General features: G+C 55.9%; 15 protein-coding genes. 7 read left to right on the plus strand and 8 right to left on the minus strand.

The genetic code is table 11. The features are described 5' to 3' along the window. Positions 1–12 precede the first annotated feature (12 nt). Together AC5DDB_RS19315 and AC5DDB_RS19320 are read right to left on the minus strand one after the other, a co-directional pair. On the minus strand, positions 13–903 hold the full coding sequence (locus tag AC5DDB_RS19315; protein ID WP_491741395.1) for a TSUP family transporter: 891 nt from the start codon (positions 901–903) through the stop codon (positions 13–15). 13 nt (positions 904–916) lie between these two features. Next, entirely contained in the window at positions 917–1,093 is a 177-nt protein-coding gene (locus AC5DDB_RS19320) for a hypothetical protein (protein ID WP_491741396.1), read from the minus strand. Positions 1,094–1,371: 278 nt separating this feature from the next. Here AC5DDB_RS19320 and AC5DDB_RS19325 point away from each other — a divergent pair, with 278 nt between their 5' ends. The 3 genes from AC5DDB_RS19325 to AC5DDB_RS19335 all read left to right on the plus strand — a co-directional run bounded on the left by AC5DDB_RS19325 (position 1,372) and on the right by AC5DDB_RS19335 (position 5,120). Beyond that, on the plus strand, positions 1,372–1,854 hold the full coding sequence (locus tag AC5DDB_RS19325; protein WP_491741397.1) for a response regulator: 483 nt from the start codon (positions 1,372–1,374) through the stop codon (positions 1,852–1,854). Between the two features lie 167 nt (positions 1,855–2,021). Further along, positions 2,022–3,539, plus strand: coding sequence for a hypothetical protein (locus tag AC5DDB_RS19330; RefSeq protein WP_491741398.1), 1,518 nt, complete (start codon positions 2,022–2,024; stop codon positions 3,537–3,539). Between the two features lie 57 nt (positions 3,540–3,596). Then, complete coding sequence (locus tag AC5DDB_RS19335) at positions 3,597–5,120, plus strand: sulfatase family protein (protein ID WP_491741399.1); 1,524 nt, start codon at positions 3,597–3,599, stop codon at positions 5,118–5,120. 87 nt (positions 5,121–5,207) lie between these two features. On the opposite strand, the gene AC5DDB_RS19340 is transcribed toward AC5DDB_RS19335, so the two are convergent. Continuing rightward, positions 5,208–5,903, minus strand: a complete 696-nt coding sequence (locus AC5DDB_RS19340; RefSeq protein ID WP_491741400.1) for a UbiX family flavin prenyltransferase — start codon at positions 5,901–5,903, stop codon at positions 5,208–5,210. A 5-nt stretch (positions 5,904–5,908) separates the two neighbouring features. Next, the gene (gene ubiE / locus AC5DDB_RS19345) at positions 5,909–6,640 is read right to left on the minus strand and encodes a bifunctional demethylmenaquinone methyltransferase/2-methoxy-6-polyprenyl-1,4-benzoquinol methylase UbiE (RefSeq protein ID WP_491741401.1); all 732 of its coding nucleotides are present in this window, start codon (positions 6,638–6,640) and stop codon (positions 5,909–5,911) included. 223 nt (positions 6,641–6,863) lie between these two features. Between ubiE and AC5DDB_RS19350 the strand changes: the two genes are divergently transcribed. Then, complete coding sequence (locus AC5DDB_RS19350; protein ID WP_491741402.1) at positions 6,864–7,856, plus strand: bile acid:sodium symporter family protein; 993 nt, start codon at positions 6,864–6,866, stop codon at positions 7,854–7,856. Between the two features lie 16 nt (positions 7,857–7,872). On the opposite strand, the gene AC5DDB_RS19355 is transcribed toward AC5DDB_RS19350, so the two are convergent. Further along, positions 7,873–8,154 (minus strand): transcriptional regulator, encoded by a 282-nt coding sequence (locus AC5DDB_RS19355; protein ID WP_491741403.1) that lies wholly within the window; start codon positions 8,152–8,154, stop codon positions 7,873–7,875. A 414-nt stretch (positions 8,155–8,568) separates the two neighbouring features. On the opposite strand from AC5DDB_RS19355, the gene AC5DDB_RS19360 reads away from it, so the two are divergent. Next, a complete protein-coding gene (locus AC5DDB_RS19360) occupies positions 8,569–11,559 on the plus strand; it encodes a hypothetical protein (protein ID WP_491741404.1) in 2,991 nt (996 codons plus the stop codon). 161 nt (positions 11,560–11,720) lie between these two features. Here the strand turns inward: AC5DDB_RS19360 and AC5DDB_RS19365 are convergent, their stop codons facing one another. The 3 genes from AC5DDB_RS19365 to AC5DDB_RS19375 form a co-directional block, all read right to left on the minus strand. Continuing rightward, positions 11,721–12,962, minus strand: coding sequence for a DUF1015 family protein (locus AC5DDB_RS19365; protein WP_491741405.1), 1,242 nt, complete (start codon positions 12,960–12,962; stop codon positions 11,721–11,723). A 257-nt stretch (positions 12,963–13,219) separates the two neighbouring features. Further along, complete coding sequence (gene lysA, locus AC5DDB_RS19370) at positions 13,220–14,479, minus strand: diaminopimelate decarboxylase (RefSeq protein ID WP_491741406.1); 1,260 nt, start codon at positions 14,477–14,479, stop codon at positions 13,220–13,222. 202 nt (positions 14,480–14,681) lie between these two features. Beyond that, positions 14,682–15,074, minus strand: a complete 393-nt coding sequence (locus AC5DDB_RS19375; RefSeq protein WP_491741407.1) for an FHA domain-containing protein — start codon at positions 15,072–15,074, stop codon at positions 14,682–14,684. Positions 15,075–15,417: 343 nt separating this feature from the next. Between AC5DDB_RS19375 and AC5DDB_RS19380 the strand changes: the two genes are divergently transcribed. Beyond that, a complete protein-coding gene (locus tag AC5DDB_RS19380) occupies positions 15,418–23,958 on the plus strand; it encodes an SDR family NAD(P)-dependent oxidoreductase (RefSeq protein ID WP_491741408.1) in 8,541 nt (2,846 codons plus the stop codon). Next, a complete protein-coding gene (locus AC5DDB_RS19385) occupies positions 23,955–25,214 on the plus strand; it encodes a glycosyltransferase family 2 protein (protein WP_491741409.1) in 1,260 nt (419 codons plus the stop codon). Before AC5DDB_RS19380 ends, AC5DDB_RS19385 begins: the two co-directional genes overlap by 4 nt. The last annotated feature ends 2 nt before the right edge of the window (positions 25,215–25,216 follow it).

Raw genomic sequence — 25,216 nt, forward strand, 5'->3', positions numbered from 1 at the left:
TAACGGGCTGGTTTACATTCGCACCAGCAACATCGAAATGAGCTGCAACGAAATCAAGCTGGCTGTCACAAGCACGACCCAACCGAACCGCTCTCGAAGTTCGGGGCCGCTAAGTTGCGTACCGAATCGCGAGCCCACTCGGGCCCCGATTGTTCCGCCGAACAATAACACTGCGACCAGCCCCAAATGCACATGCCCTAACCACGCATGACTGACCGTCGCCAAGATCGAATTCACCCACACGATCACTAGCGAACTGACCACCGCTTGCTGAGTTGTCATCCCGAGGAGATACACCAAACCCGGCAACAGCACCAATCCGCCGCTGTTTCCCAGCAATCCGGACAGTAACCCGACCCCAAACCCGAACCACGCCAAAATGGGAATGGATGTTGGTCGGCCGTCAAATTCGTCGAGATTCGCCGACGGGGGAAGTCGCCAAGACATCAACCAACCGCGACCGACCGGTCGATTCAACCGCGTGCGATGCACATCATAGAGTGAGAAAATGCCCAACAGCAGCAACACCAACCAATACGTCGGCAGCACCACTAACTCTGCAATGGGTAGCATTCGCCCATGGATTTCCACGCTCCCCGCGTGTCGAGCGAACGACAAAATCCGTGCCCCGAGACTCACGCCCACAAGCAACCCGCCCGAAAGAATCAACGGCAACCGAAATGCGGACCAGTCAATTCTTCGCGCAAGCAGCGATGTCGTCGCCGGTCCCAAAACTTGACACGCACTGGCTCCGGCTGCGTACTCGATCGGCACGCCGAGGAGGATATTCAGAACCGGAACCAGCAAGAATCCGCCGCCGAAGCCGAACATTCCAGCCAGAATGCCAATAACGGCACTGGCCAATGCACATCCCGCGAGACTCGTCCAGTTCAGAAATTCCATTCGCTAATGGCCATCAAATCTGATAGTCAGGAAAGACCGGTTCGTCGTCCCTGTCCGACGGCTCCGAAGCCCACAAGGTGAACAGCCAATTGACGAACACGCCCCACAAAACCGGGAGTACCACGCACGCCAGAACATAGAGAATCTTCTCGAACACGACCCCAAAATCCATTGGAAGATGTGGCATCATCACATGTCGTCAATGATCTTCGCCCAGAGCCTATGGTTCCACGCGGATCGCTGTCAAGCAGGGTGCCGATCGGTCGGGGAGAGAGTGGAAATTGGACCCGGATTCCTCGTGCCGGAATCCGATCACACACAAACATTCAGTTACGATAGTATCGACAGAGTCCTCAGGAATAGGACGCAAGTTGTCACTGCGGGCTTGTCCGGTGTGGAATCGCGACATACGATATCGGTGACACGAGGCGGCTCGACTGCTTCTCCAATTGGGATTTGAGGATCAACATGGCGGCTGGCAAACGCATTTTGCTCATCGAAGACGACCGGGAAATTTCGACGACGATCCAAAGCGTCTTGGACGCTGCTGGTTATACGGTGCTGGCGGCACCGAACGGAGTCGAAGGCCAGAAACTGGTCTCCTCAGAGGAACCCGAGCTGGTCATCACCGACATGATGATGCCCCGCATGGGTGGCTTCCCAGTGCTGGAGTTCCTTTCCACCTTGGAAAACCCGCCCCGTGTGATCATGATTACCGCCAACGAAGGTGCCCGTCACAAAGCGTACGCGGAAACCGCGACACCGGGCAAAGTCGCCGTCGATGAGTACTTACGGAAACCGTTTCCGATGGATGTGCTGATCGAATCCGTCGAGCGACTCATCGGTCCTCCCGATGGTGACGGAAGCAACAACGAAGCCTCAACGACTGAGGAAGGAAAAGCCAAAACGAAGGCGTCCGAGCGTATGCGTCGGGGTCGTCGCAGTAGCTGAGCGATCGTCCGAGACGCCAATTGAACTCCCCAGAACATTGCGATGTGACGACGATTACGTTGTCACCGGGAACGGGGTGAGTTTGACAAACCGCACGGTCGCGGGCAGGATGAATACCTCTTTACATTTGGCTAGGTATTCACCGCTCTTCCTGCCGAGGACCTGCAATGTCTCGGATTCTACGCATTCCGTGCATCGTTTCCCGCTTGCTTCCGGGACTTGCACTCGTCATTTTCCTTGTGATCGGCCAGCCCGGAGTTGGTGCCGAGCCAAAACGTATCAACCTGCTGAATTCCCTGCAGCCGAAAACTGCCGGTGTCGCGGGAAATTGGCAACTCCGCGACGGTGAACTCCAAGTCGACGCCACCGCGGGCGCTCGTATCGCATTGCCTTGGACACCCACCGCAGCTTACGATTTTGAGATCGAATTCACCCGTCACTCGGGTCGTGATTCCGTCGCACTTATGTTTGTGGCAGGTGGGAATCAGGCGACGTTCGACATCGACGGTTGGGGACAACATCTCGCCGGGATCCAGAACATCGCCGGCAGAACCATGCGAGAGAATTCGACTCGTGTGCCGAACATCACGCTCGAAAACAACCGTCGCTACAAAGCCGCCGTCCGTGTGCGTCCAGACTGGGTTGAAGCCGTTCTCGACGACAAAGTGATTGCCACTTATCGAGGGACCGGTTCTGATCTTAGCCTTGTCCCATTATGGGCGCTCCCGGATCGCAATACGTTGGGACTCGGTGCCTGGAACAGTCGTACGACATTTCACTCGGTCACGGTGGCCCCCATCGCTGCGACACCGGAGATGGTCGCGAAGACCCAATCCACAACTCCGACCACCGCGAAGACACCAACATCACCCCCTGCAGAAAACGATGACCTCGTCGAATTGAGCGACGAATTTACCGACCCGGCGACTCTCCGAAATTGGCTGCGGATTTATCAAACCGAACAAACCCAAGCCGACCAATTGGCGGTGTGTGAAATTGGTCGCCCTCAACGTGGTTGGCTGACACTCGTGCCGCATGCAAGTTCTTGGTACCAGGACTATCGAGGCATGCTTGTCTATAAGAACATCTCCGGCGATTTCGTCGTCACAACGCGAATGCGAAACACGAACCGAGCCGGCAACGGTGCCCCGCGGAGTAACTACTCGCTCGCCGGCATCATGGTTCGAACGCCACGCGATGTCACACCAAGAACATGGCGACCTGGCGGAGAGAACTATATTTTTCTCTCCCATGGCTCGGCGAGAAACGCAGGTCGCTTTGAGTTTGAAGTTAAGACGACTATTAATAGCAACTCACAACTTGAAGTCACACCGGCTACGAGTTCCGAAGTACTCGTCCGTGTGGTTCGAGTCGGTCCAGACTTTGTGCTACTTCGAAAAGATGGCGACCGCAGTTGGCAAGTTCATCAACGCTACCGTCGACCGGATATGCCCAAGGAACTTCAAGTTGGACTGACCGTCTACACAGACTATAGCACTATCTCGCGTTTGCAACCTTTGCAACAGAACACCCAAGTCATCCGCGGCGGCAATCCTGACTTGCGAGCCATGTTTGACTATGTCCACTTCGAACGCCCACAAGTCCCTGCTAGTTGGCGACAACGTTCGATCGCCAATTCATCCCAAGTTTCTGATGCCGATATACTAGCCGCCTTCGGAAACTAGCATTGAATGACTAGCCCTACAAAACCATAACACTTTAGACCTCATCGAGAGATCATCGTGAAAGCTCCACTCTTTGTGCTCGTTCTCGCATTGACCGCCGTGTTCGACCACGATCCGAGTTTAGCGGCTGATGCACCAAACTTTTTGCTCATCACCGTAGACGACATGAATTGTGATTCAGTCGGAGTCTTCGGCTGCAAACTGCCGGGAACCACACCGCATATCGATCAATTCGCGAAGGAATCAAGACGCTACGAGTATGCTCATGTGCAAACTGGAAGTTGTTACCCGTCGCGAAACGTGATGTGGTCGGGACGTTACTCTCATAACACAGGCGTCGAAGGGTTCTATCAAGTCAAAGATGCTAACTATCCGCATCTCGTCGACTTGATGAAAGGGGCCGGATACTTTGTCGGCATCCGCGGAAAAGTTTCCCACTCCACACCATATCAACCCTATAGCTGGGATGCAGACCTCACGACACTAGACGGTCAGCGACAGCACATCAAAGACATTAAGTCATACTATCGCTCAACCGCCCGAGGTATTGAACTCGCACAGAAGGCCAATCAACCGTTCTGTATCAACATCAATATTTCTGATCCCCATAAACCGTTCTACGCCATGACGAATCGCGGAGACGAGTTTCAAGACCCGTTTGTTCCGTCCCGAGTATTTCAACCGAATGAAGTACCGATTCCCGGCTTCCTGTTCGACCATCCCGATGTTCGTAAGGAGCTTGCACATTATTACTCGTCGGTCCGACGGGCGGATGATTGTTTTGCGGAAACGATGCGAGCACTTGAAGAGTCCGGCGAGCAATCGAAGACCGTGGTCATTTTTCTCTCCGACCACGGCATGCCATTGCCGTTCGCCAAGACGGCCGTCTGGTACCACAGCACACGCACGCCTTTGATTGTCCGTTGGCCCGGCATCACCGAAGCGGATAGTGTCGATCAGACTCATATGGTCGCTGCAGTGGATTTGCTACCGACGATCTTAGACATCGCACAGATCGAACAACCTAAAGGAATGGATGGCCATTCATTCGCTCCCACACTAAAGGGTGAGACGCAGCCCGGCCACGATATGGTTTACACATTCCATAACGAGAACTCGGGACGCAATCGAAGCCCGATGCGAAGTGTGCAGTCAAAACGGTTTGGCTACATTTTCAATCCATGGTCGGACGGCAAGCGAGTCTTTCAAACTGCCACACGTGGGACAGCGACTTTTCGCACGATGAACAAACTGGCCAACACAGACGAAGCAATGGCAGCACGTTTAGACTTGTTTGAACATCGCGTGTTAGAAGAGTTCTATGATTACAAAAACGATCCGGATGCTCTCCACAACCTCGTTGACAACCCAGAGTACTCGGAAGAACTCGCCCGACATCGCAAAGCGATGCGAAGGTTTATGGTCGAATCGAATGACCCGCTGTTAGATCTCTTCGATCGACGAGATGATGCCAAGTATCTCAGCGCAGCCATCGATCAGTTACAGAAAGAAGCAAACAACCGCCGACAAAAACAACGCCAAAAATCCGCCCCGAAGAAAACGAAGCCCACGAAGAACTAGAACATAATATGGTCTAGTCATGCTTCGAATGTCCTGCTGACATGTTAGTCGGCCTGGAGACAAGCGACTAATAGACGTCGAGCTTGCTTAAGAGTCTTGAGCTTGTCCCCAGCGATGAATGAGGCGGTTGCCGATTCCTAGTTGATCACAAATTCGCCCTACGATGAAATCGACCAAGTCAGGAATCGAAAGCGGGTTATGATAGAACCCGGGCATCGCTGGGAGCATGACTGCTCCGGCGTCGACGAGTCTTTTCATGTTCTCCAGTTGCACACTACTCAGCGGTGTTTCGCGGGGTACGATGATGAGTTTACGTCGCTCTTTCAGGTGAACGTCGGCAGCTCGGTGAATCAAATTCGTGGAAATCCCGTTGGCTAAGTTTCCTAGGGTGCCCATCGAACAGGGACAGATCACCATTCCGCTTGTCAAAAACGAACCACTGGCGATACCCGCCGAGAAGTCAAAGTGCTGATAGTAACTCAGTTGCCCACGACTGATTTCGGAATCACTGAAGACTGAACTCAGGGCATATTGTTCTTCGGAAGGCCCACGCAGCGACGCGAGTTTACTATCGTGTTTCATGTCGATACTGGGCGGCATGATTTGCGATGGATCGAAGTTCTTGAGATCGATCGACAACCCCAGCTCATGCTCAAAGACCTGAACGGCGGACGGGCTAATCGTCAGATGCACATTGCAACCGCTGGCAAGTAAGACTTCCAGCAGACGAACCGCATAGATCGAGCCACTCGCTCCGGTGATCGCGACAACCATATCCGACATGCAAACTACTTTCCGGTTGGGGTCAACTCGGGCTTGATTCCGTAATACAGAGTCGCGATTCCGAACGTCAAAGGTCGGAATTGAACATCAGTCAAACCGGCAGATTCCATCATAGCCGCGAGCTCCTTACCATGGGGAAACTCGGCGACTGAATCCGGCAAATAATTGTAGGCGTTCTGGCGATTCGGTGCAAAAAGTTGGCCGATTCGAGGCAGGACATGCTTGGAATACCACAAGTAAGGGCCGCGAATCAGCGAACGCTGCGGTTGCGAGAACTCAAGAACCACGACCCGTCCGCCCGGTTTGCAGACCCGCACCATTTCGTGCAAGCCTTGCATGGTATCGGTGATATTGCGTAGCCCAAAGGCGACCGAAACAATTTGAAAGAGGTCGGCTTGAAACGGCAACTGTTGCGAGTCGGCTTCCAGATAAGAAATCTCGTTGGCAGATTTCCGCGCGGATTTTTCGCGGGCGATTGCGAGCATCTCGTGGGTGAAATCGGTGCCGATCACCGGAACCTTGCCCCCGGCTGCCTTCCAGTAAGCCAATGCTAAGTCACCGGTACCTGTGCAGGTATCGAGAATGGGGTCTGTTCCGACCGGTGGCACGGTCCGCACGGTCTTGCGTCGCCAAGCGGTATCGATTCCACCGGATAGCACACGATTCAACAAATCGTATCGCCCGGAAATCTCTCCAAACATCCGCCGAACACGAGTTTCGGATTTATCAACCGTCATTAACGAAGTCTCTCGAAGTGTAAGCAGCAAACCGTTAAGACTGTAGACACATTTCGCTCGCACGACCACCCATGACGCAGGGGTCGGGAGTCAGAGGACAGGAATCAGCCGGCTAGAGACCAAGCCGCTCAGCCGATTTCTATCGGTGCATGCCGAACCAGGAAACTGACGAGTTGCGAACTTCGCCACGACGGACAAACCACTACGAACAACGGACAACTCGATGCTACAACGATTCCTGCTAGGTTGGCTGATTTTGCTGTCGCTGCTGGCGTATTTCTGGCCGAGTTGGAACCTGGCATTCGATCCCTTTGCGATTTCGAAACCGTATCTCGGTTGGATCATCACGGTGACGATGTTTCTGATCGGCGGATTGTTACCTCGTGACGAGATTCGACAAGTCCTCAGAAGTTGGCCCACGGTTCTGGGTGGGACATTGGTGCAATATGTGACCATGCCTTTGGCGGCCTACACGGTCGCGCGGGTTGCCGGTTTGGAAGGGGAAATGCTTTTGGGATTGGTCCTGGTCGGGTCGGTGCCGGGTGCGATGGCGTCGAATGTGTTGACATTGGCGGCTCGCGGGAACGTGAGTTACTCGGTCAGTTTGACCACAACAGCCACCCTGCTTTCGCCGATCTTCGTTCCGCTGATCCTGTTGGTGACGCTACGTCAATCGTTGGCCGACCCTGTAGCCATCGCGCAGAAAGCCTTTCTCGATTTGCTTCTGCAGGTCGCATTGCCGGTGTTGTCCGGATATTTTCTGGCGCGATCGAGTCAGAAAGCAGAGTCCGTGTTGCAGCGAATGGGGCCGACGGTCGCCAACTTGACGATTCTGTGGATCATCGCCGTCGTGGTGAACGCGAATCACGAACGGTTAGCGAATCTGCAGCTGAACCTGCTAGCCATGCTCCTGACGATCAACGTCTTCGGCTATCTGGCCGGATGGTTCGGCGGGGGTGTGATGCGGCTTCCCGAAGCCAAACGACGGGCACTCACGTTGGAAGTCGGTATGCAGAACGCGGGACTGGGAGCAACGTTGGCGTCGCAACTTTTTCCGGAACAACCGATCGTCGCCTTACCGGCGGCGTTGTACACGTTCGGATGCATGCTCACAGGAACGGCGTTAGCCCAGTGGTGGTCGATGCGGGTTGGAGTCGAGGAAGGTCATGTGCAGCCAAGTGAGGCAGCAGGCGGGACGGATTCGGTCGGTCCGTAAATAGTCGAGGTCGCTGCTATTCTTCCAGGCGATGTTTGAGTTCATCCCGTTCTCGACGGGTCATTTCGAGATCGAACATCAAATACTTGATGTCTAACCGCAATTGAGCCAATGCTTCTTGCACAAGAGTTAGGATGCGGCGACGTCTGCGAACCGAATCGACAACCCGATTGTATGCCTCTTCGACTTCTGGTTGGTGATCGGCAGGAAGGCGGGCGATGACTTTCGCGAAGTCGATCAATTCGCGAGGCAGTTCGTCGCCGACACTGTCGGGAAGGCGAGAAGGTGATGTCGACATCGGTGGACGGCTCCTGAGTTGAATTTGCTACCCCGATAATTTTGAAGGCATGGACCACCGATCACAAGATGAAAGTGCCATCCTTTCCAGGATTCCCAGGTTCGAATTTTTCAACAACGGCATAAATTCGCTAACCCGGACGGTTCATGCACAAGCCGCCGAAAACCTCGTTCCCTAACTCGTTTATTCATCGGATGTTACAAACACCCCTTCATGATGAACAAAATGCTGTATCGGTCGAAGTCGAAATCGCTATAATTCGCAATTCTGAGCGAAATCGCTCGCGTTCGGAATTTTTCGATCAAGTTGCAAGTTCGATTGTGCCGATAATCCGCATTATACAGCCTGAGGAATTCGGGCGTTCCACTCGTTTTGATTGATACCTGAGACGCAGATTTGCCAAACTCTTGCCTCATGGACGAGAATGGAGTTGCCACCGTGATTGTCGATCGGCCTTCGAGACGGATCACAGGGTGGACGATCGCGGTTTGCCTACTGCTCGGGTTGCTAACTCCGACGATTTTCGCCGACGATTTTCACGCTGGATTCGAACAGCCAGACCAAACTGCCTGGACGGTGCGGTTCAAGTCGGCGCAACTTCGCCTGTCTGCACATCAGCGAACCGATCAACAACACGTTGACGGACAACGCAGTGAGATGTTGACTCTGGTCAGTGAAGCAGACGGCATCAGCTACCAGATCGAACATGATCTGCCCGAAGCCCGCCTCATTGACGAATTGCAAGTCGCTGTCTCCGTGCGGTCGAATCGGCCGGGTTTGACGTCGTGGTTTCGCGTGGTCTTCCCGAACGAAATGGACCCGCAAACACGGAAACCGTTGACGGCGTTCGTGTCCGGCGATGCCTATCGCAATAACGATCAATGGCAACGTCTCGTCTGTGCGGCGGATTCCAAGCAGCTACAGGGCCGGATTCGTGAGTTACGGGTGAAGTTGAATCGTCCGTCACTCAATACCGATGGGGCCTACGTCAACCGAGTTTTGTTGACCGGGCAAGTTGGAGTCGGCGAAACCCAGGTCTTTCTCGACAACCTGCAATTTGGCCCGCTTGTCGATCCGCGTCAGATTCAATTGGTGCAAGAGAACGACAAACCCGCCAGCCAGGTCGAGTTAGCCAGCTTCACCGAGACGGACACTCCGGCGGGACCGGCCGGCGAACTGCGTTTGGGGCGGTTTTTGGTTGAAGGGCGACCGTTCTTTCCCATTATTGCTGCCCAACATACCGAGTCGCCGGAACTCCTCAAAGAGTTGGGGCTGAACGTCGTCGGAATTCCAGATTACGAAGATCAGGCGGCACTTGCGGCGTTGCGTGAACAGAACTTATGGGCCATGGCCACGCCTCCGCGGGCGGTCGATGCCAATGGCCTGGTGATCGATGCCCGTGATGTCAGCGTGTTGCCATTCGGTCCAGAGACGCGGCCGATTCTGATTTGGAATCTCGGCACGCGTGTGCCCGCATCGGCCAAAGACGAGTTGTTCGCCTGGGTCGATCAGGTTCAAACTGCCGACCGTAATTTCGATCGCCCGATCGCGGTGGAAGTCATTGGTGGCGAAGAGCGTTCCATGTCGCGTCGCGTTCCCCTTCTGGGAATGAGTCGACATGTCGCGAACACCACGTTCGGTTACAAGCAGAAACGCGAGTGGTTCCTCGAAAAACGCAAACTAGCCCGCATGGGTAGTTTCGAGTGGACCTGGATTCAAACCGAACCGGCTCCGTCGTTGGCCGCCATGACGGCTCAACAAGATGGCGGCCACCCGGTTGTGATCGAACCGGAACAACTCCGGCTGCAAGTCTATTCAGCCGTTGCGGCGGGTATCAAAGGGATCGGCTACTGGAAGCGAACTCCCTTTGACGACAACTCCCCTGGCGCAACCGAACGTCGTTTGGCGATAACACAGCTCAACTTAGAACTGTCGTTGTTGCAACCGTTCTTGGCCACCGGTTCGGTGTCGACGCCATCGTCGTTCTCTGTGGACTTGCCCAGTGCCCAGTCGATTCGACGTGGCACGATTGATTTCCGCACGACTTCCGATTCGCTCCGCGAACGCGACGCCATGCTCCGCGAGCAGGAATACCAACGACAACGGGCATCCCGTGTCGGCGGCGAATTGGAAGCGACCGTCATCAGCAGTAGCGAGTACGGAAAACTCGTACTCCCAATTTGGTATGGCACCGATGCCCAATTCGTACCCGGTCAGATGGCCGCACGAAACGCGAGAATCGTGGTTGCGGGTGTCGACGACTTTTCCTCAGCTTGGGAAGTTTCTCCGACGAAAATCGTCCCACTGACCGGCGAAGGACGCGTCAAACGCGGTGCAGGCGGACTCGAAATCACGCTCAAACAGTTCGATCAGACATCGGCGATCATCATCACGCGTGATCGGGAATTGATCGACGCGATGCGGCGAAAAGTCGCTCAGATCGCTCCGCAGAGTGCAGCGGTGTGTGTGGCATTGGCGCGAGAAAAATTGGAACGTGTTCGCCGAATCGATGAAGAATTGCAGTCCCTCGGTGCCTCGCAACCGGACGGTCCGCAAATTTTGGCTCGTTCGCAGGAATACGTGATGATGGCCGAAGATGCCCTCGCACGTGGTTCCTACCAAGCCGCTTCCGAAGCCGCCGGACGGGCGATGCAATTACAACGCATCTTGCAAAAGGCCCATTGGAACGACGCGGTGCGGTCGCTGCCGTCGCCGATGTCGAGCCCGTACACAATCTGCTACCAAACGCTGCCCGACCACTGGCGGTTAATGCAACGAATTGGCCAAAGTGATTTCTCCAGCCAAGAGAACCTCCTGAAAGGCGGCAACTTCGAAGACGCCGACACGTTCTTTGCGGCTGGCGGGAAACACGAAGGCAACGACATTCCTGGTGTGCACGCGGGTGCGGATTTGTATCCGTCCAAGCAAGAAGGCAATTATTCACTCCGACTGCATGCCCTGCCCATCCCGCAGGAGAATCCGCCGGAGATCATGCCGACGAGCCCGGTGATCATCAAAACGCCACCGGTCTCAGTCAAAAGTGGCCAGGTGATTCACGTTAGTGGCTGGGTACGGATACCGAATCCGATTCAACGGTCACTCGATGGCGTGATGCTCTTCGACAATATTGCCGGCCCAGCCGCTGCCTTACGATGGACGGAAGCGGGTGAGTGGAAACAGTTCTTCTTCCTGCGGGAAGTGCCGGAAACCGGGCCTTACGAACTGACACTTCAACTCACAGGTCTCGGAGAAGTGCAGTTCGATGATCTTCGGGTCATTGCTCAGGACCAGCAAATCGTCCCGGCCCCCGAACCAACACCGACCGAGTCGGGCAGCCCGTTCTCGTATCCATTCAAACTGCTTGAAAAGTTGCCGAAGTGGAACACCAACCCGTTCCGCCGCTAAGGGGTGTCTTTCTGCAAATGGGTGGTACTGACAACACGCTGCCAGTGCGATTTCATCTGCATGAGCGAGTCACAACTCAGTGTGCCACGGCTCTATGAGCCGTGCTGAGCGATGAACCAGGAAAACACGGCTCATAGAGCCGTGGCACCCGAACTGAGATTTCAATCGAGCAACGCGACAACCAAACCGCTGCGGATTTTCGGTTCGAACCATGTCGATTTCGGTGGCATGAACCGGTTCTGCTGACAGACGGCGACGAATTGATCCATCGTGACGGGTGGCAACGTCATCGCGAATTGGAAGTCGCCGCTATCCACACGGGCTTGGAGCCACGCTGCATCTTTGTTGCCGCCGACGAACGTCAGTCGCTTGTCGCGTGCATCCGCGATTCCCAACACGGCATCGAAGATGTGACGTTGCACGATATCGGAATCAATCGATTCTGCCGCGTTGCTTGCATCGAACGCCGTCGACTTCGGGACCAACTCGAGCCATTGTTTGCCGTTGTACAGACCGATGTGGTGCGTTTCTTTCGATTGAAACGGCTCGGAATCGGGACGCGGCTTCACATCGAAGTGCTCTGCCAACGTTTGCGACCAATCCAGATCAGCGGCTTTCGGTTCGGCGACCAATCGGTTGTACGGGGCCAATCCCATCCGGCCAGTGGTGAAGAACATCGCCAGATAGTCATCGTGACCCAGCAACGCAGCGGCGGCACTCCGATGGTTACCATCCGCGACATAGGCGAATGGCTCGGCTTTCAAAAGGTCAACGAACTTGGTGATTTCTTGCTCGTTGGTGATCAACCAAACTTTGTGCGTGTTGTTGACTTCGTCATCGGCTTGGAAGTCACACTCCCGACTGTCGGCATACTGTTCGAGAGCAGCAATCAAGTTGCCGCTCTTGTCTTCGACAGTGTTGTTGACGACACCCACGTAGGACTTCGTTTTCGAAATTAGATTCGCCCGTCCGCGGGCTTTCTCTTCGCGAATGCCTTCGTTGCGGATGACAGTTCCCGTCGGTGATTCATCCGTGCGAATGTCAGCCGTCTTTGCTGCTCCACCAAGTCCCATTTGCCGCACACCGGGCCGACGTGGATCGACAATCTCATAAACCCACAGCACGTTCTCGACGACTTTGGTCAGCGGGCTGTCGATACGACTTTTCAGCGTTTCGCGGGCTTTATCGAGCGTCGCATCGGAACCGTCTTCGCCAATCTCGGCTTCGGTAGGCACGTCGCAATGTGCCATCGTGACGGCCAGAATGCAGTCGGGTTTCGCCTGGATGAACTCCCAGACCTCACGGTCGCCTTGGAATTCATCGTAATTCGGAGCCACCAACTTGGCAGCCGCTGCACTGTCCACCGGAACGAGAGCACGTCGAATCGGAGCAATATTAATCATAGTTTTCGTAGGGTGCGTCGCGACGCACCTTCTTTCGTCACAGGTTCAATTTTAATGCTGCGTTCAGTACGATTTCGTATCTGCAAAACGGGAAGGGTGACATGTCGACGGCTTTGCGTGGACATGATTCGACTTTCGAGTCTTTCTGGACCATGCCCACCCGAAATTGTGGGCATGCCACCCAATTCCTTTCTACATCGAATACTTCGCACGATCGTCTGCTACAGATGCAAAATGGTACACCACGCACCCTACTTTTAGAAATCCAAGGTTGCGAAGTAGTCGTCCAAAGTTTCGGCACGACGGATTTGTTGGACGCTGCCGTCGGGTTTCCAAAGCAATTCCGCCGAGCGGAGTTTGCCGTTGTATTGGAAGCCCATCGCGTGACCGTGGGCACCGGCATCGTGAATCACCAGCAAATCGCCGATCTCCACTTTCGGCAGTTGTCGATCGATCGCGAACTTATCGTTGTTCTCACAGAGTGAACCGACGACATCACACGTCGTGTCCGCAGCGGCGTTTTCTTTGCCGAGCACGGTGATGTGATGATACGCGCCATACATGCCCGGTCGCATCAGGTTTGACATGCAGGCATCGACGCCGACGTAATCCTTGTAGATGTGCTTCTCGTGAATCGCGGACGTGATGAGATACCCATACGGCCCGGTGATACAACGTCCGTTTTCCATCAGCACGGTCAGCGGATCGAGACCAGCGGGGCGGATCATCTCATCATAGAGTTTCTTCACGCCCTCGCCGATATGCTCCAAGTCGACAGGTTCTTGTCCGGGACGATACGGAATGCCGATGCCGCCGCCGAGATTGGCGAACTCTAACCCGATGTCGGTCTCTTTCTTCAGTTCGACGGCCAACTCGAACAGCATCCGTGCGGTTTCGACGAAGTACTCGGCGTTGAGTTCGTTCGATGCGACCATCGTATGCAAGCCGAACCGCTTCACACCAAGTTCGCGGGCTTGGCGGTACCCGTCGAACAGTTGTTGCTTGGTAAACCCGTACTTCGCTTCCTCAGGTTTGCCGATGATCGTGTTGCCTTCCCGCAGCGGACCGGGATTGTACCGAAAACACAACTGTTCCGGCATTTTCACGGAATCGGCGAGGTAAGGAATGTGCGTGATGTCATCGAGATTGATGATCGCACCTAACTCGACCGCTTTGGCATACTCCTCGGCTTTGGTGTTGTTCGAAGTGAACATCACGTCGTTGCCGGTAATGCCCACGCGTTCGCACATCACCAGTTCCGCCAGGCTGGAACAGTCCGCCCCGAAACCCTCTTCCTTCATGATTTTGAGGATATGCGGGTTCGGCGTCGCTTTGACGGCGAAATACTCTTGAAAGCCGTCACACCACGCGAACGCGGCATTCAATCGGCGGGCGTTTTCGCGAATCGCACGTTCATCGTAGATGTAAAACGGCGTGGGATATTTTTCCGTCAACTTGCGGATGAAGGCTTCATCGAACGGCAACGTTTTGGCAGCGGAGGCAGAAGCAACAGACATAGAAGCAACAGACATATCGGTATCAACGGCCAAAGGATGAATCATGGACAGCGCGGGCTGTACGGAGTTTACTCCGACAGATCATACGCAGCAGCGGAATTGGGATTCCACACTGCCGGAACCCAAGTGTAGTCAGCAAGCGTGTCGCTGACGAGCGCGGGAAGAGGTTTTCTGCGTCATTCGCCGGATTGGCCGGAAGAGCTCACGCCTCCGGCATTTTCGGAATCCCGTAGGTCGTTTCGCTATCGGAAGGTTCCGTAGAAGCCTTGGGGATCTCGAAACTCGACGGGGGATCCGCAGCCTCGGCGATCGAGACCTGCAAGACCATGTTACCGATTTTGACCTTGTCGCCGTTCATCAGGCGTGTGTCGGCTTGAATGAGACGCCCGTTGACATGCGTTCCGTTCCGGCTTCCCATATCACGCACGCGAACGGTGTACTCGTCCACCCGGAGCACGCAATGATAGCGGCTGACAAGGTCGCTATCCGGGCGGAGCTGGCAATCGGCGGCACGACCCACAATGAATTTGCCAGCCTTCAGATTAATTGTTTTCTCGGCCAAGGGACCTTCGATGACCTTCAACTCAGCTCGCATTCCGATGCCTTGTTATTACTTGAACGACATGAGGTTTTCGGCTCCCCCCAACAGTCAAGCATGAATCACGATCGGGCTCAACTCAAGAGAAATTGTACGCGGAATTGCCGACTAGGCTAACAAAATAGGTAAAAATACGTATTTTTCATGAATCAAACCATCAATTTCGATGTATTTGTACGGTGGCACCCCTCCAGCTTGTGAATTTAGGCAAGTTTGCGGAAACACAGAATCCTTGCTTGCGGAAAGTTCGAGCCATCGTGATACTTGATGGTCCTTCCGAGTGGGTCACTTGGAAACGCGCTGGGGTCAATACGTTTCCTTCTTACCAAGATCACTTTCTATGTCTACACCGCACTCGACTTCCGCATCTCCTGCGGAGCCGTTGGCGATTGTTGGGTACGCCTGCCGTTTACCTGGAAGCATCACCGACGGAACCAGTTATTGGGAACTTCTGGAAAAACGTCGTGATGCCGTCACCGAAATCCCCGAAGACCGCTGGAGCAAACTTGCTTACAGTGCCGGTCCGGGAATGAACGGAAAAAGCGCATCCCGTTGGGGTGGATTTCTCGACAACATCGACCAGTTCGAGCCGGGATTGTTCGGGATCTCCCCACGTGAAGCTCAGTACATCGATCCGCAACAACGCCTGCTCTTGGAAACCACCGCAGAAGCCCTCGAGCATGCCGGCATTCCGGCGGAATCGTTGGCGGGTAGCCGAACCGGGGTGTTTGTCGGAATCTCGACCGGCGACTACGGCCAAATCCAACGCGATCGTCAGTCGCAACGTGGACTGAGTGCGTTCACCGCCCAGGGGTGTTCACTCAGTATCGCCGCCAACCGGATTTCCTACTGTTTGGACCTCCGTGGTCCGAGTTTCATCGTTGACACCGCTTGTTCCTCCGCACTCATGGCATTCGATCGCGGCTGCAAGAGCCTGCTCGATCATGAATCCGACATGATCATCGTCGGCGGTGTGAACATCATCATCAACCCGGAAACGTTTATCAGTTTCTCGGCTGCATCGATGTTGTCGCCCGATGGACGCTGCAAAGCTTTCGACGCCTCCGGCAACGGGTTCGTGCGTTCGGAAGGCGGCGGGGCACTCGTCGTGAAGCGGTATTCCGATGCCATCCGCGATCGTGATCCGATCCAAGCGATCGTGCTGGGAACCGGTGCCAATCAAGACGGCCGCACCGGCGGGATCTCCATGCCCAACCCGGATGCGCAAGAAGCGTTGTTGCGGGAAGTCTATCAAAACTCGCAAGTCGACCCGGCCAGTGTGCGGTACGTGGAAGCGCACGGTACCGGTACCGTCGTCGGAGACCCAGCCGAAACAACGGCTCTCGGTCGCGTGTTTTCCGAAGGTCGCACCGCCGAAGAACCGCTTATCATCGGTTCGGTGAAAACGAACATCGGGCACATGGAAGCCGCTTCCGGGATCGCGTCGCTTATCAAAGCGATCCTCGTGCTCCAGAAACGCCAAATCCCCGCAAACTTGCACTTCAAAGAGCCAAATCCGTACATCCCGTTCGAGGAGTTCAAACTCCGCGTTCCAACGGAAATGGAAGCTTGGCCGGATGATCAACCCGGTGTGGTCGGTATCAACTCGTTCGGGTTCGGTGGTGCCAACGCACACGTCATTCTTGCCGACCCGAATCATGCTCGAACACAGTTGTTCTCGGAGCATTCGGCACAAATCACCGGTACTAACGGGCACACGACCAAGACCAATGGATCGGCTGTCGCCAGTTCAAACGGTTTGGAAACGAAATCGAGCGATGTTCCATTCCCGTTGTTGATCACCGCACGTTCCGAAGATGCCCTGCGACAACGAGCTGAAGACTTCAGTAAGTTCCTCGCGGATTCGCACGATTCGTTTGCGGATATCACTTACACCGCACAACTGCGACGTTCGCATTATTCGCACCGTCTCGGGCTCGTGGCGAACAATGCCGACGAAGCTCGCGAGACATTAGCGGCGTTTCTCGAAGAAGAAACCCGCCCGAACATGCACACGGCGGAAGCTAAGAAAGACGAACAGGGTTTGGTGTTCGTCTTCTGTGGACAAGGCCCGCAAGCCGCCCAAATGGGGATGGACTTGTATCGCCGCGAACCCGTCTTCCGAGCCGCGATGGACGAAATCGACACGCTCTTGCGAGAAATCGTCGATTGGTCGTTGATCGAGGAACTTTCGAAAGACTCCGAGTCGAGCCGTATTCATCTCACGTCGATTGCCCAACCGGCGTTGTTCGCGATTCACGTGGGCTTGGCCCGATTGTGGGAATCTTGGGGCGTGAAACCGGCCGCCGTCGTCGGGCACAGTGTTGGTGAAATCGCTGCCGCTCACGTGGCCGGTTTGGTCTCGCTGGAAGACGCGGTGAAGATCATCGGTTACCGGGGCATCTCGCTGCAAGAACACGCCCTGCCCGGTCAGATGCTCGCTGCCGCTCTCACCGAAGCTGACGCTCGTCGTTTGATCGCCGAGTTCGAACCGAAAGTCTGCGTCGCGGCCATCAACAGCCCGGACATGGTCACACTGGCCGGTGAAGCGGAGGCACTTGCAGCGGTCGGCGAGGAACTTGATTCTCGCGAAATTTGGTGGAAAGCCCTGCGAGTCAAACATGCATTCCACAGCCATTTGGTAGCTCCCGCGGAAGAATCGTTCATGAAGGCGATTGGCAAGATCGTCAATTCCGCCCGCACCTGCGAGATGGTCTGCACGGTGACCGGCGAAAAGGTCGGTCTCGAAGGACTTTCCGCCGACTACTGGTGGGACAACATCCGCCAACCAGTCCGCTTCGCACCGGCGATCGAAACCCTACAAGAGATGGGCTATTCGAACTTCCTCGAAATCGGCCCGCATCCCGTATTGAGCGCGTCGATCAAACAGTGTCGCAAGTCCGATGCCCCGATGCCGACGGTGTTCCCATCGCTCGTCCGCAAGGAAGACGACCAGAAAACAATTCGAGGCACATTCGTCGGTTTGCAAACACATGGACTGACAGTCGATCCATCGGCGTTCTTCCCGACCGGTGGAAAGGTCGTGAGTTTGCCGCGTCATCCGTGGTTGCACGAACGCTTCTGGCACGAAAGTGCCGACTCCCGCCAATCGCGGTTGCGTCCGGATTATCATCCGCTGCTCGGTCAAGCCGCCACGGCCGCCGAACGCGAATGGCATAACTCGCTCGATGTCTCGGTCTACCGGTGGTTACCCGATCACAAGGCCGGCGGGCAAGTCATCTTCCCGGCCGCTGGTTTCGTGGAAATGTTCCTCGCGGCAGCGTTGCGGGCGGAGAAATCCGAGTCGATCACCATCGACGATGTCGACATGCTACGGGCGTTGTTCCTGCCGAACGAGGCGGCTCCGCTCACGCAAGTTTCCGCCGACCCGAACGCGGGCACACTGTTCATGGCCAGTCGGATGAACGAATCCGACGAAGCCTGGATGAAGCACACCCAAGCCATGTACCGTCCGATGCCGAAGCTCAACCCGGCACCGCTCGACATCGAAGCATGGAAAGCCAACGCCGAACCGGCTTCTGCCGAGGCGTTCTACGAAACGTTCCGTCAAATCGATTTGGAGTACGGACCGACCTTCCAAGGCGTGAAGGAATTGCACCGCACCGGTCAGTCGGCACTTGGGCGGATTGAACTGCATGAATCGCTGTTGGATCGAGCGAACCTATACCATGTGCATCCGGCTTTGCTCGACGCATGCTTCCAAGTATTGCTCGAAGCGATTCCACCGGATGAACGAGCCGACGATCGGATGTTCCTGCCGGAACGCATTGGCCGCGTGCACTTCTATCAGTCGCCCGGTACCGCTGCTTATAGCCAAGTGACGTTGACGGCGTCTTCGCCGATGCAAGTCACCGGGGACGTTCGGATTTACACGACCGACGGTGAACCCGCGATCGACATTCTCGATTTCCGTTGTCGCGGCGTGATCTCACAACGGGAACGCGAACGCAACGAAATCGGCCCGTGTTTGTATCAAACTCGGTGGTATCACGCGTCACTTCCCGGGTCGCCGATCATTGCGGAACCGCTGACGGAAACCAAGGCACTTGCTGAACTCGTCGAGTCCGCCGAAAGCATCGCGGACAAAACCTGGCATGACGTTCCCGCCACGATCATCGGTGACAGCATCGCCGCTCAGGACCGCGTCGCCAAACCGTATTTCCTGAACGCACTTCGGGAAATGGGCATCGAACTCAAAGCCGGCGCATCTGTCGAAGTGCAAGCTTTGGTCGATTCGGGCAAACTGCTGGAAAAACACCGACCGCTGTTCGAACGGTGTTTGAATCGCCTGGTGCAATCCGGTGAGTTCAAGAAGTCTGCAGACGCCTGGAAAGTCGCAAGCGATTTGCCAGAGCCGGATGTCAACGCCGCGTGGCTCGATGCCTTGGCAGAACTTCCGGAACTCTATCCGCATTTGCGGTTGATCGAAGTTTGCGGCGAAGACCTCGCCGGAGTGTTTTCGGGCGAAGTCGATCCGTTGAAGTTGTTGTTCTCGGAGGAATCGGTCGGGTTGCTCGAACAGGTCTACCGCGATCAATACTGGACCCGTTACGGCAACACATTTATTCAACGTTTGGCTGTCGAGTTGCGAAACCGGTTGCCGGAATCACGACCGCTTCGCATTCTCGAAGTTGGTGCGGGTACCGGCGGAACGACAGCCTACATGCTGCCGGCTCTCCCCGAGAATCAAACCGAGTATTGGTTCACGGATCTTTCGCCGTATTTTCTCTCGCGAGCCGAAGACCAGTTCCGCAACGCCGATTTCGTGCGGTACGCCAAATTCGACTTAGAACAAGACCCCGCCGAGCAAGACTTGCCGACCGGTTGTTTCGATCTCGTGATCGCCGCGGATGCCATCCATGGCGTGACCGATTTGAAAGCCGCTCTCGGGCGTTGTTCCGATCTGCTCGTCGATGGCGGGTTGCTCGTGTTGCGAGAACTGACGCAAACCCGGTTGGCTTTCGATTTGGTCTTCGGTCTCACCGATGGTTGGTGGAACTATCAGCAAGACCCGGCTCGCGATCAGAGCCCACTGTTGACGACCAGCGAGTGGAGTCAGGTCCTGACGGAAACCGGTTGGGAATCGCCATCGTTACCCGCTACCTGCGAGAAAACCGGCGAACATGCAGCCGTGATTGTCGCCCGACAACCCGTTCGGTCGGAAACAAAACCGCCGAAAGTGTTCCTCACCGACAAACCGCCGAAGGAACCAAACTGGTTGATCTTTGGTGACGGCGGAGCCGCGGGACACACGCTGGTTGATCAACTCCGTCATGCCGGTCGTCGTTGTGTGACTGTGCGAGATGGTGAAGAATTCGACTTGCTCGATTCCGATGAATTCCAAATCAACCCGGCGAATCGAGAAGACTTCGTCCAACTTAAGTCGGCGATTGGTTTCCGAGGGGGTGATTGGAGCATCGTTCATTTGGCCGCCAGTGACACCGACGCCGGCAACACGACCATGCAGGGATTGGAAACGATCGACGATCGTTCCACTCACTCCTTGATGCACCTTCTGCAGGTCTTCGCCGCCGAAGAAAGCCAGTCGCCACGACGGTTGTTGCTCGTCACTCGTGGTGCACGCGATGTCGCAGTCGGCACCGAAGAAGTTGGTCCGTTGCAAGCCGGCTTGGTCGGTTTGGGTCGGTCGGCCGCTTCCGAATATCGACACATTGCCATTCGCCAGATCGATCTCGATCCGATGAAAGGTGATGAAAACACGTTGTGGGCGGAACTCTGTGCGGATGATCCGCAATCGGAAGTCGCCTGGCGTGGAGCACACCGGTTGGTGCCCCGATTGGAACAAATCGATCCCCGCACCGAACCGATCGCTGCGGAAGCCGCGAACAATGTGCCGTTCAAACTCCATGTGGCTCGTCCCGGTGACCTGGGCAGCTTGGAACTGTTGGAAACGCATCCCGCACCGCCCGGTCCGGATGAAATCCAAATGGACGTGCACTTTGTGGCGTTGAACTTCCGCGATATTCTGCGGGCACTCGGACGATTCCCGGCCGACGACTTGGCACAGATCGAACCGGGTGACGAATGCAGCGGCGTCGTGCGGAGTGTCGGTGCGAACGTGAAACACGTCAAACCCGGCGACCGCATCATCGCCTGCACCGCCGGAAGTTTCCGCTCCGTGCTGACGGTGGCGGGCACCCGTGTCACGAAGGTGCCGGATCACCTCAGTCTGTCGGCGGCGGTTTCGATGCCGGTGGCTTACATCACTGTCGATCACGCGTTGCGAAACGTGGGTCGCATGCAAAAAGGTGAATCGGTGTTGATTCACTCGGCGGCTGGTGGTGTCGGGATGGCGGCGATGCACATTGCTCGGCGTCTCGGTCTGGACATTTACGCCACCGCCGGGACCGATCCCAAACGGAAACTGTTGCCGAAGTACGGCGTGAAGCGGATTATGAATTCGCGTTCGCTCGACTTCTACGACGAAACCCTCGCCGCTACCGATGGTCGCGGTGTGGACGCCGTGTTGAACTCGCTCGCCGGGAAGGCGATGGTGCGAAGTTTGTCGTGCCTCGCACCGTACGGGCGATTCCTCGAACTTGGCAAGCGGGACTTCTTCGAGAACACCCGTGTCGGGCTGTGGCCGTTCCGTCGGAACGTGGCCTATCACGCCGTTGACTTGTCCGCGATGATGGGCAGCGATCCGGCGTCCGGTATGGCACTCCTCAGCGGTTTGTTCGAGGAAAGTGCGAACGGGCACCTCTCGCCACTTCCGACCCGCGTGTTGCCGGTCGCTCGTGTGCAGGAGGCGTTCCGACTGATGGGCCAAGGCGTGCACATCGGGAAAGTCGTGCTCGATCTCACGCAGCACTGGGGTCAGATTCGTCGTACCGAAACCAAACCAACGGTTCGCTCGGATGCCACTTACCTCGTCACCGGAGCTTTCGGTGGAGCCGGTCAAGAAGTCGCGAAGTGGTTGGCCGATCACGGGGCGAAACACTTGTTGCTCGTCAGTCGTAGCGGTCCGAAAACGGATGCCGCGAAGGCGTTTGTTGCCGATCTCGAATCGCGTGGCATCACTGTGAAAGCCGAGTCTTGCGACATCACGGACGAAACCCGCATGGCGGAAGTCCTGAAAGAATCGCAAGCGAACATGCCGCCGCTCGGTGGTGTGTTCCACTTGGCGATGGTTATCGACGACGCCGTCATCAACGATCTGAATCTCGATCGCTTCAAGACGGTCACACGACCGAAGTCGCATGCGGCTTGGGTGCTCCATCGTCTGACGAAGGACATGCCACTCGACATGTTCGTGTTGTTCAGTTCCGTCAGTGCGGCGGTCGGGAACTTCGGTCAGGGGAACTACGCTGCGGCGAACTTCTCTCTCGAAGGTCTTGCGGATCATCGTCGTCGTCTCGGTTTGCCCGCGACTGCCATCGGTTGGGGTGTGTTGGGCGAAGTCGGATACGTCGCGGAACGGGAAGACCTGGGCGATTCGCTCGCGAAACTTGGGTTCACCGCAATGTCGGTTGACGACATTCGCAAGACGCTCGATGTCACGATTCCGGCAGCGAATTCCTCGTTCGTTTCCGTGCGTGCCGATTGGCAAACGCTGGCCGGTCGGTTCCGCAACCTGAAACAAACACCGGGGCTGCTGACGAATCTGCTCGCCAATCAAAGCGAAGGCGGTGAGGGCGATGCATCTCAGGGTGTTCGGGAAGCAATTATCGCGGCCGAAGGCAAAGAACGTCCGGCGAAGATGCGAGACTTCGTGCGGGGTCGTGTCGGGCGAGTGCTCGGCATGTCGCCTGGCAAGTTGGCACTCGATCGGCCAATTTCGGAAATGGGTCTCGACTCTTTGATGGGCGTGGAACTCGCGAGCATCATCGAATCCGACCTCGGCGTTGCTGTTCCGATGAGTGCCTTGTCCAAAGACATGACAATCGAACGTCTTGCCAGCACCTTGTTGCAATCGCTGCTCGGCACATCGGAGGAGATGGTCGAGGACGAAGCCACGTCCACGCCGACTCAGGAATCGCCGCTGGTCACACTGCAAAAAGGAACCGGCAATGCCTCGCCGTTGTTCGTCTTCCATCCGGCGGGTGGCGAGTTACGAATCTACGACGACTTGCTGCCGTTGTTGAACAACGACTACTGTGTCTTCGGCTTGCAAGCGACCGAAGTGACGGACGGCGAGTCCACAGAATCGCTCGCTCGGACATACGCAGATGCGATCATGCAAGCACACGGCGATGGTCCGGTGCGATTGTTCGGGTTCTCGATGGGTGGATTACTCGCTGCTCGCACGGCACTTCGGTTGGAAGAGTTGGGACAAACCGTCGAGTTCCTCGGAATCGTGGAGTCCAACCCGGCCGATCTCGATTCGTCCGAAAACAAAGAACGTCAACTTCAGAAGTTCCTTGTGGAAACGTACGAGTTGATTCGGCAAGAGACCGGCTTCCTGGTCGAGATCGATGCCGACAGACTCGAACGCGAAACCGCGGAAGTGGCGGCTCACGTCAGTTCCGATGCGGTTCTGAATTGGCTCTTGGATGGCGGACACCTCAGCCCCGGCGTGCCCGAGGAACTGGTGGCGGAATACTTGCGACGAATCGGCGTGCACTTAACAATGATGAGTGACGACCCTGGTGAGCCTGAGTCGAAACTGTCTGTGCCGCTACACTTGTGGAGTGCCACCAACGGACTCGGTGCGGCTGAACGCAGTTGGAACCGTTGGACGAACCAAGATTGTGTGCACGCGGAATTGGACGCCGAGCACTTCTCCATCATGTTCCCGCCACGAGTGTCTGAATTGGCATCGCAATTGGAAGCGGCTCTCGCCACCACGGATTCAGAGGCTGAACTTGCTGGAGTGACACGCCGAGGGAATCAATCATGACGTCTTGGGAATGGGGACTGGTCATTCTGCTGGCGGTTTCGGCCGTGCAGCAGTTGGCCGCCACGGTGCTGTTTTGGTTCCGTTCCCGTCCCCAACCAACCCCGGCCCTGCAATCGGAGAACACAACGCTCCCGCCGGTAACCGTATTGCTGCCGATTCGCGGCTTCGATGACCGACTGCGGGAGACGATCCGTGGGTTGAAGAATCAAAACTATCCGAATGCCTCCGTGTTGATCGTTTTGGACGACGCGGACGGCACGGTTGAACCGTTGTTGCGTCAAGAATTGCAAGACGCAGCCAACTTCGAAATTCAGCCGCTCGTCACGCGACTAACAACTTGCGGGCTGAAGAACAGTGCGGTTTTGCAAGCAACGGAATCACTCCCGGCGGAATGCGAGATCGTCGCGTTCATCGACTCCGATGTCGTTCCGCATGAAACATGGCTAAGTGAATTAGTTGCCCCGCTCGCGAATCATCAAGCCGACTGCACCTACGGTTGTCGATGGTACACGATACCCGATCAGAAATTAGGCACCATTTGGCGTTATGTGTGGTGTGCAGCTTCCATCGTGAGCAGCACCGTTCGCAACTTGCCCTGGGGTGGTTCCTTGGCGGTGCGGCGGGCGATCCTCGATGAACCCAACCTTCGCGAACGCTGGACCAACGCCGGTTGCGAAGACCTGCCACTGAGTGCCCATCTGAAGAAAACCGGTCGCAGGTTGCAATGTGTGACCCGGTTGGTGATGGTCGAACCATCGAGCTGTTCGCTGGCAACTTACCGCACATTCACCAGTCGGCAAATGCTTTGGGTTCGACTTTATCGACCCGATGCGTTCTGGCCGGCCAGCGTGATTTATCTCGGGACCACCATCGGCTTATGGGGGCTGACCATCGCGGCCATTCTGCGAATGGTACAAGCCGATTGGGCAATCGTCGGGCAGCTTGTCGGAGTCCTCGCAATCTACCTGGGCTTGGCACAGGCATTGTTATTGCTTATCGAAAAGCGAGTTCGCGGCTTGATCGCTCATCGGATGATGCTTCCGAAATCGTTCGGCTTCCGTCGTCGAGCGGTGATGCTCGCAGCGTCGTGGTTAACGCCGGAGTTGATTTTCCAAGCCGTCATCACGCGACGAATTGTCTGGCGTGGCGTCAAATACGACGTGCGGAAACCGTATGGCGTACGGCGACTCACTCACGATGACAACAGGGAATCCGGCGAGCCATCACAATCGATGGTGTCGCAGCGAAGCGGATGAAG

Source organism: Thalassoroseus sp., assembly GCF_984380535.1.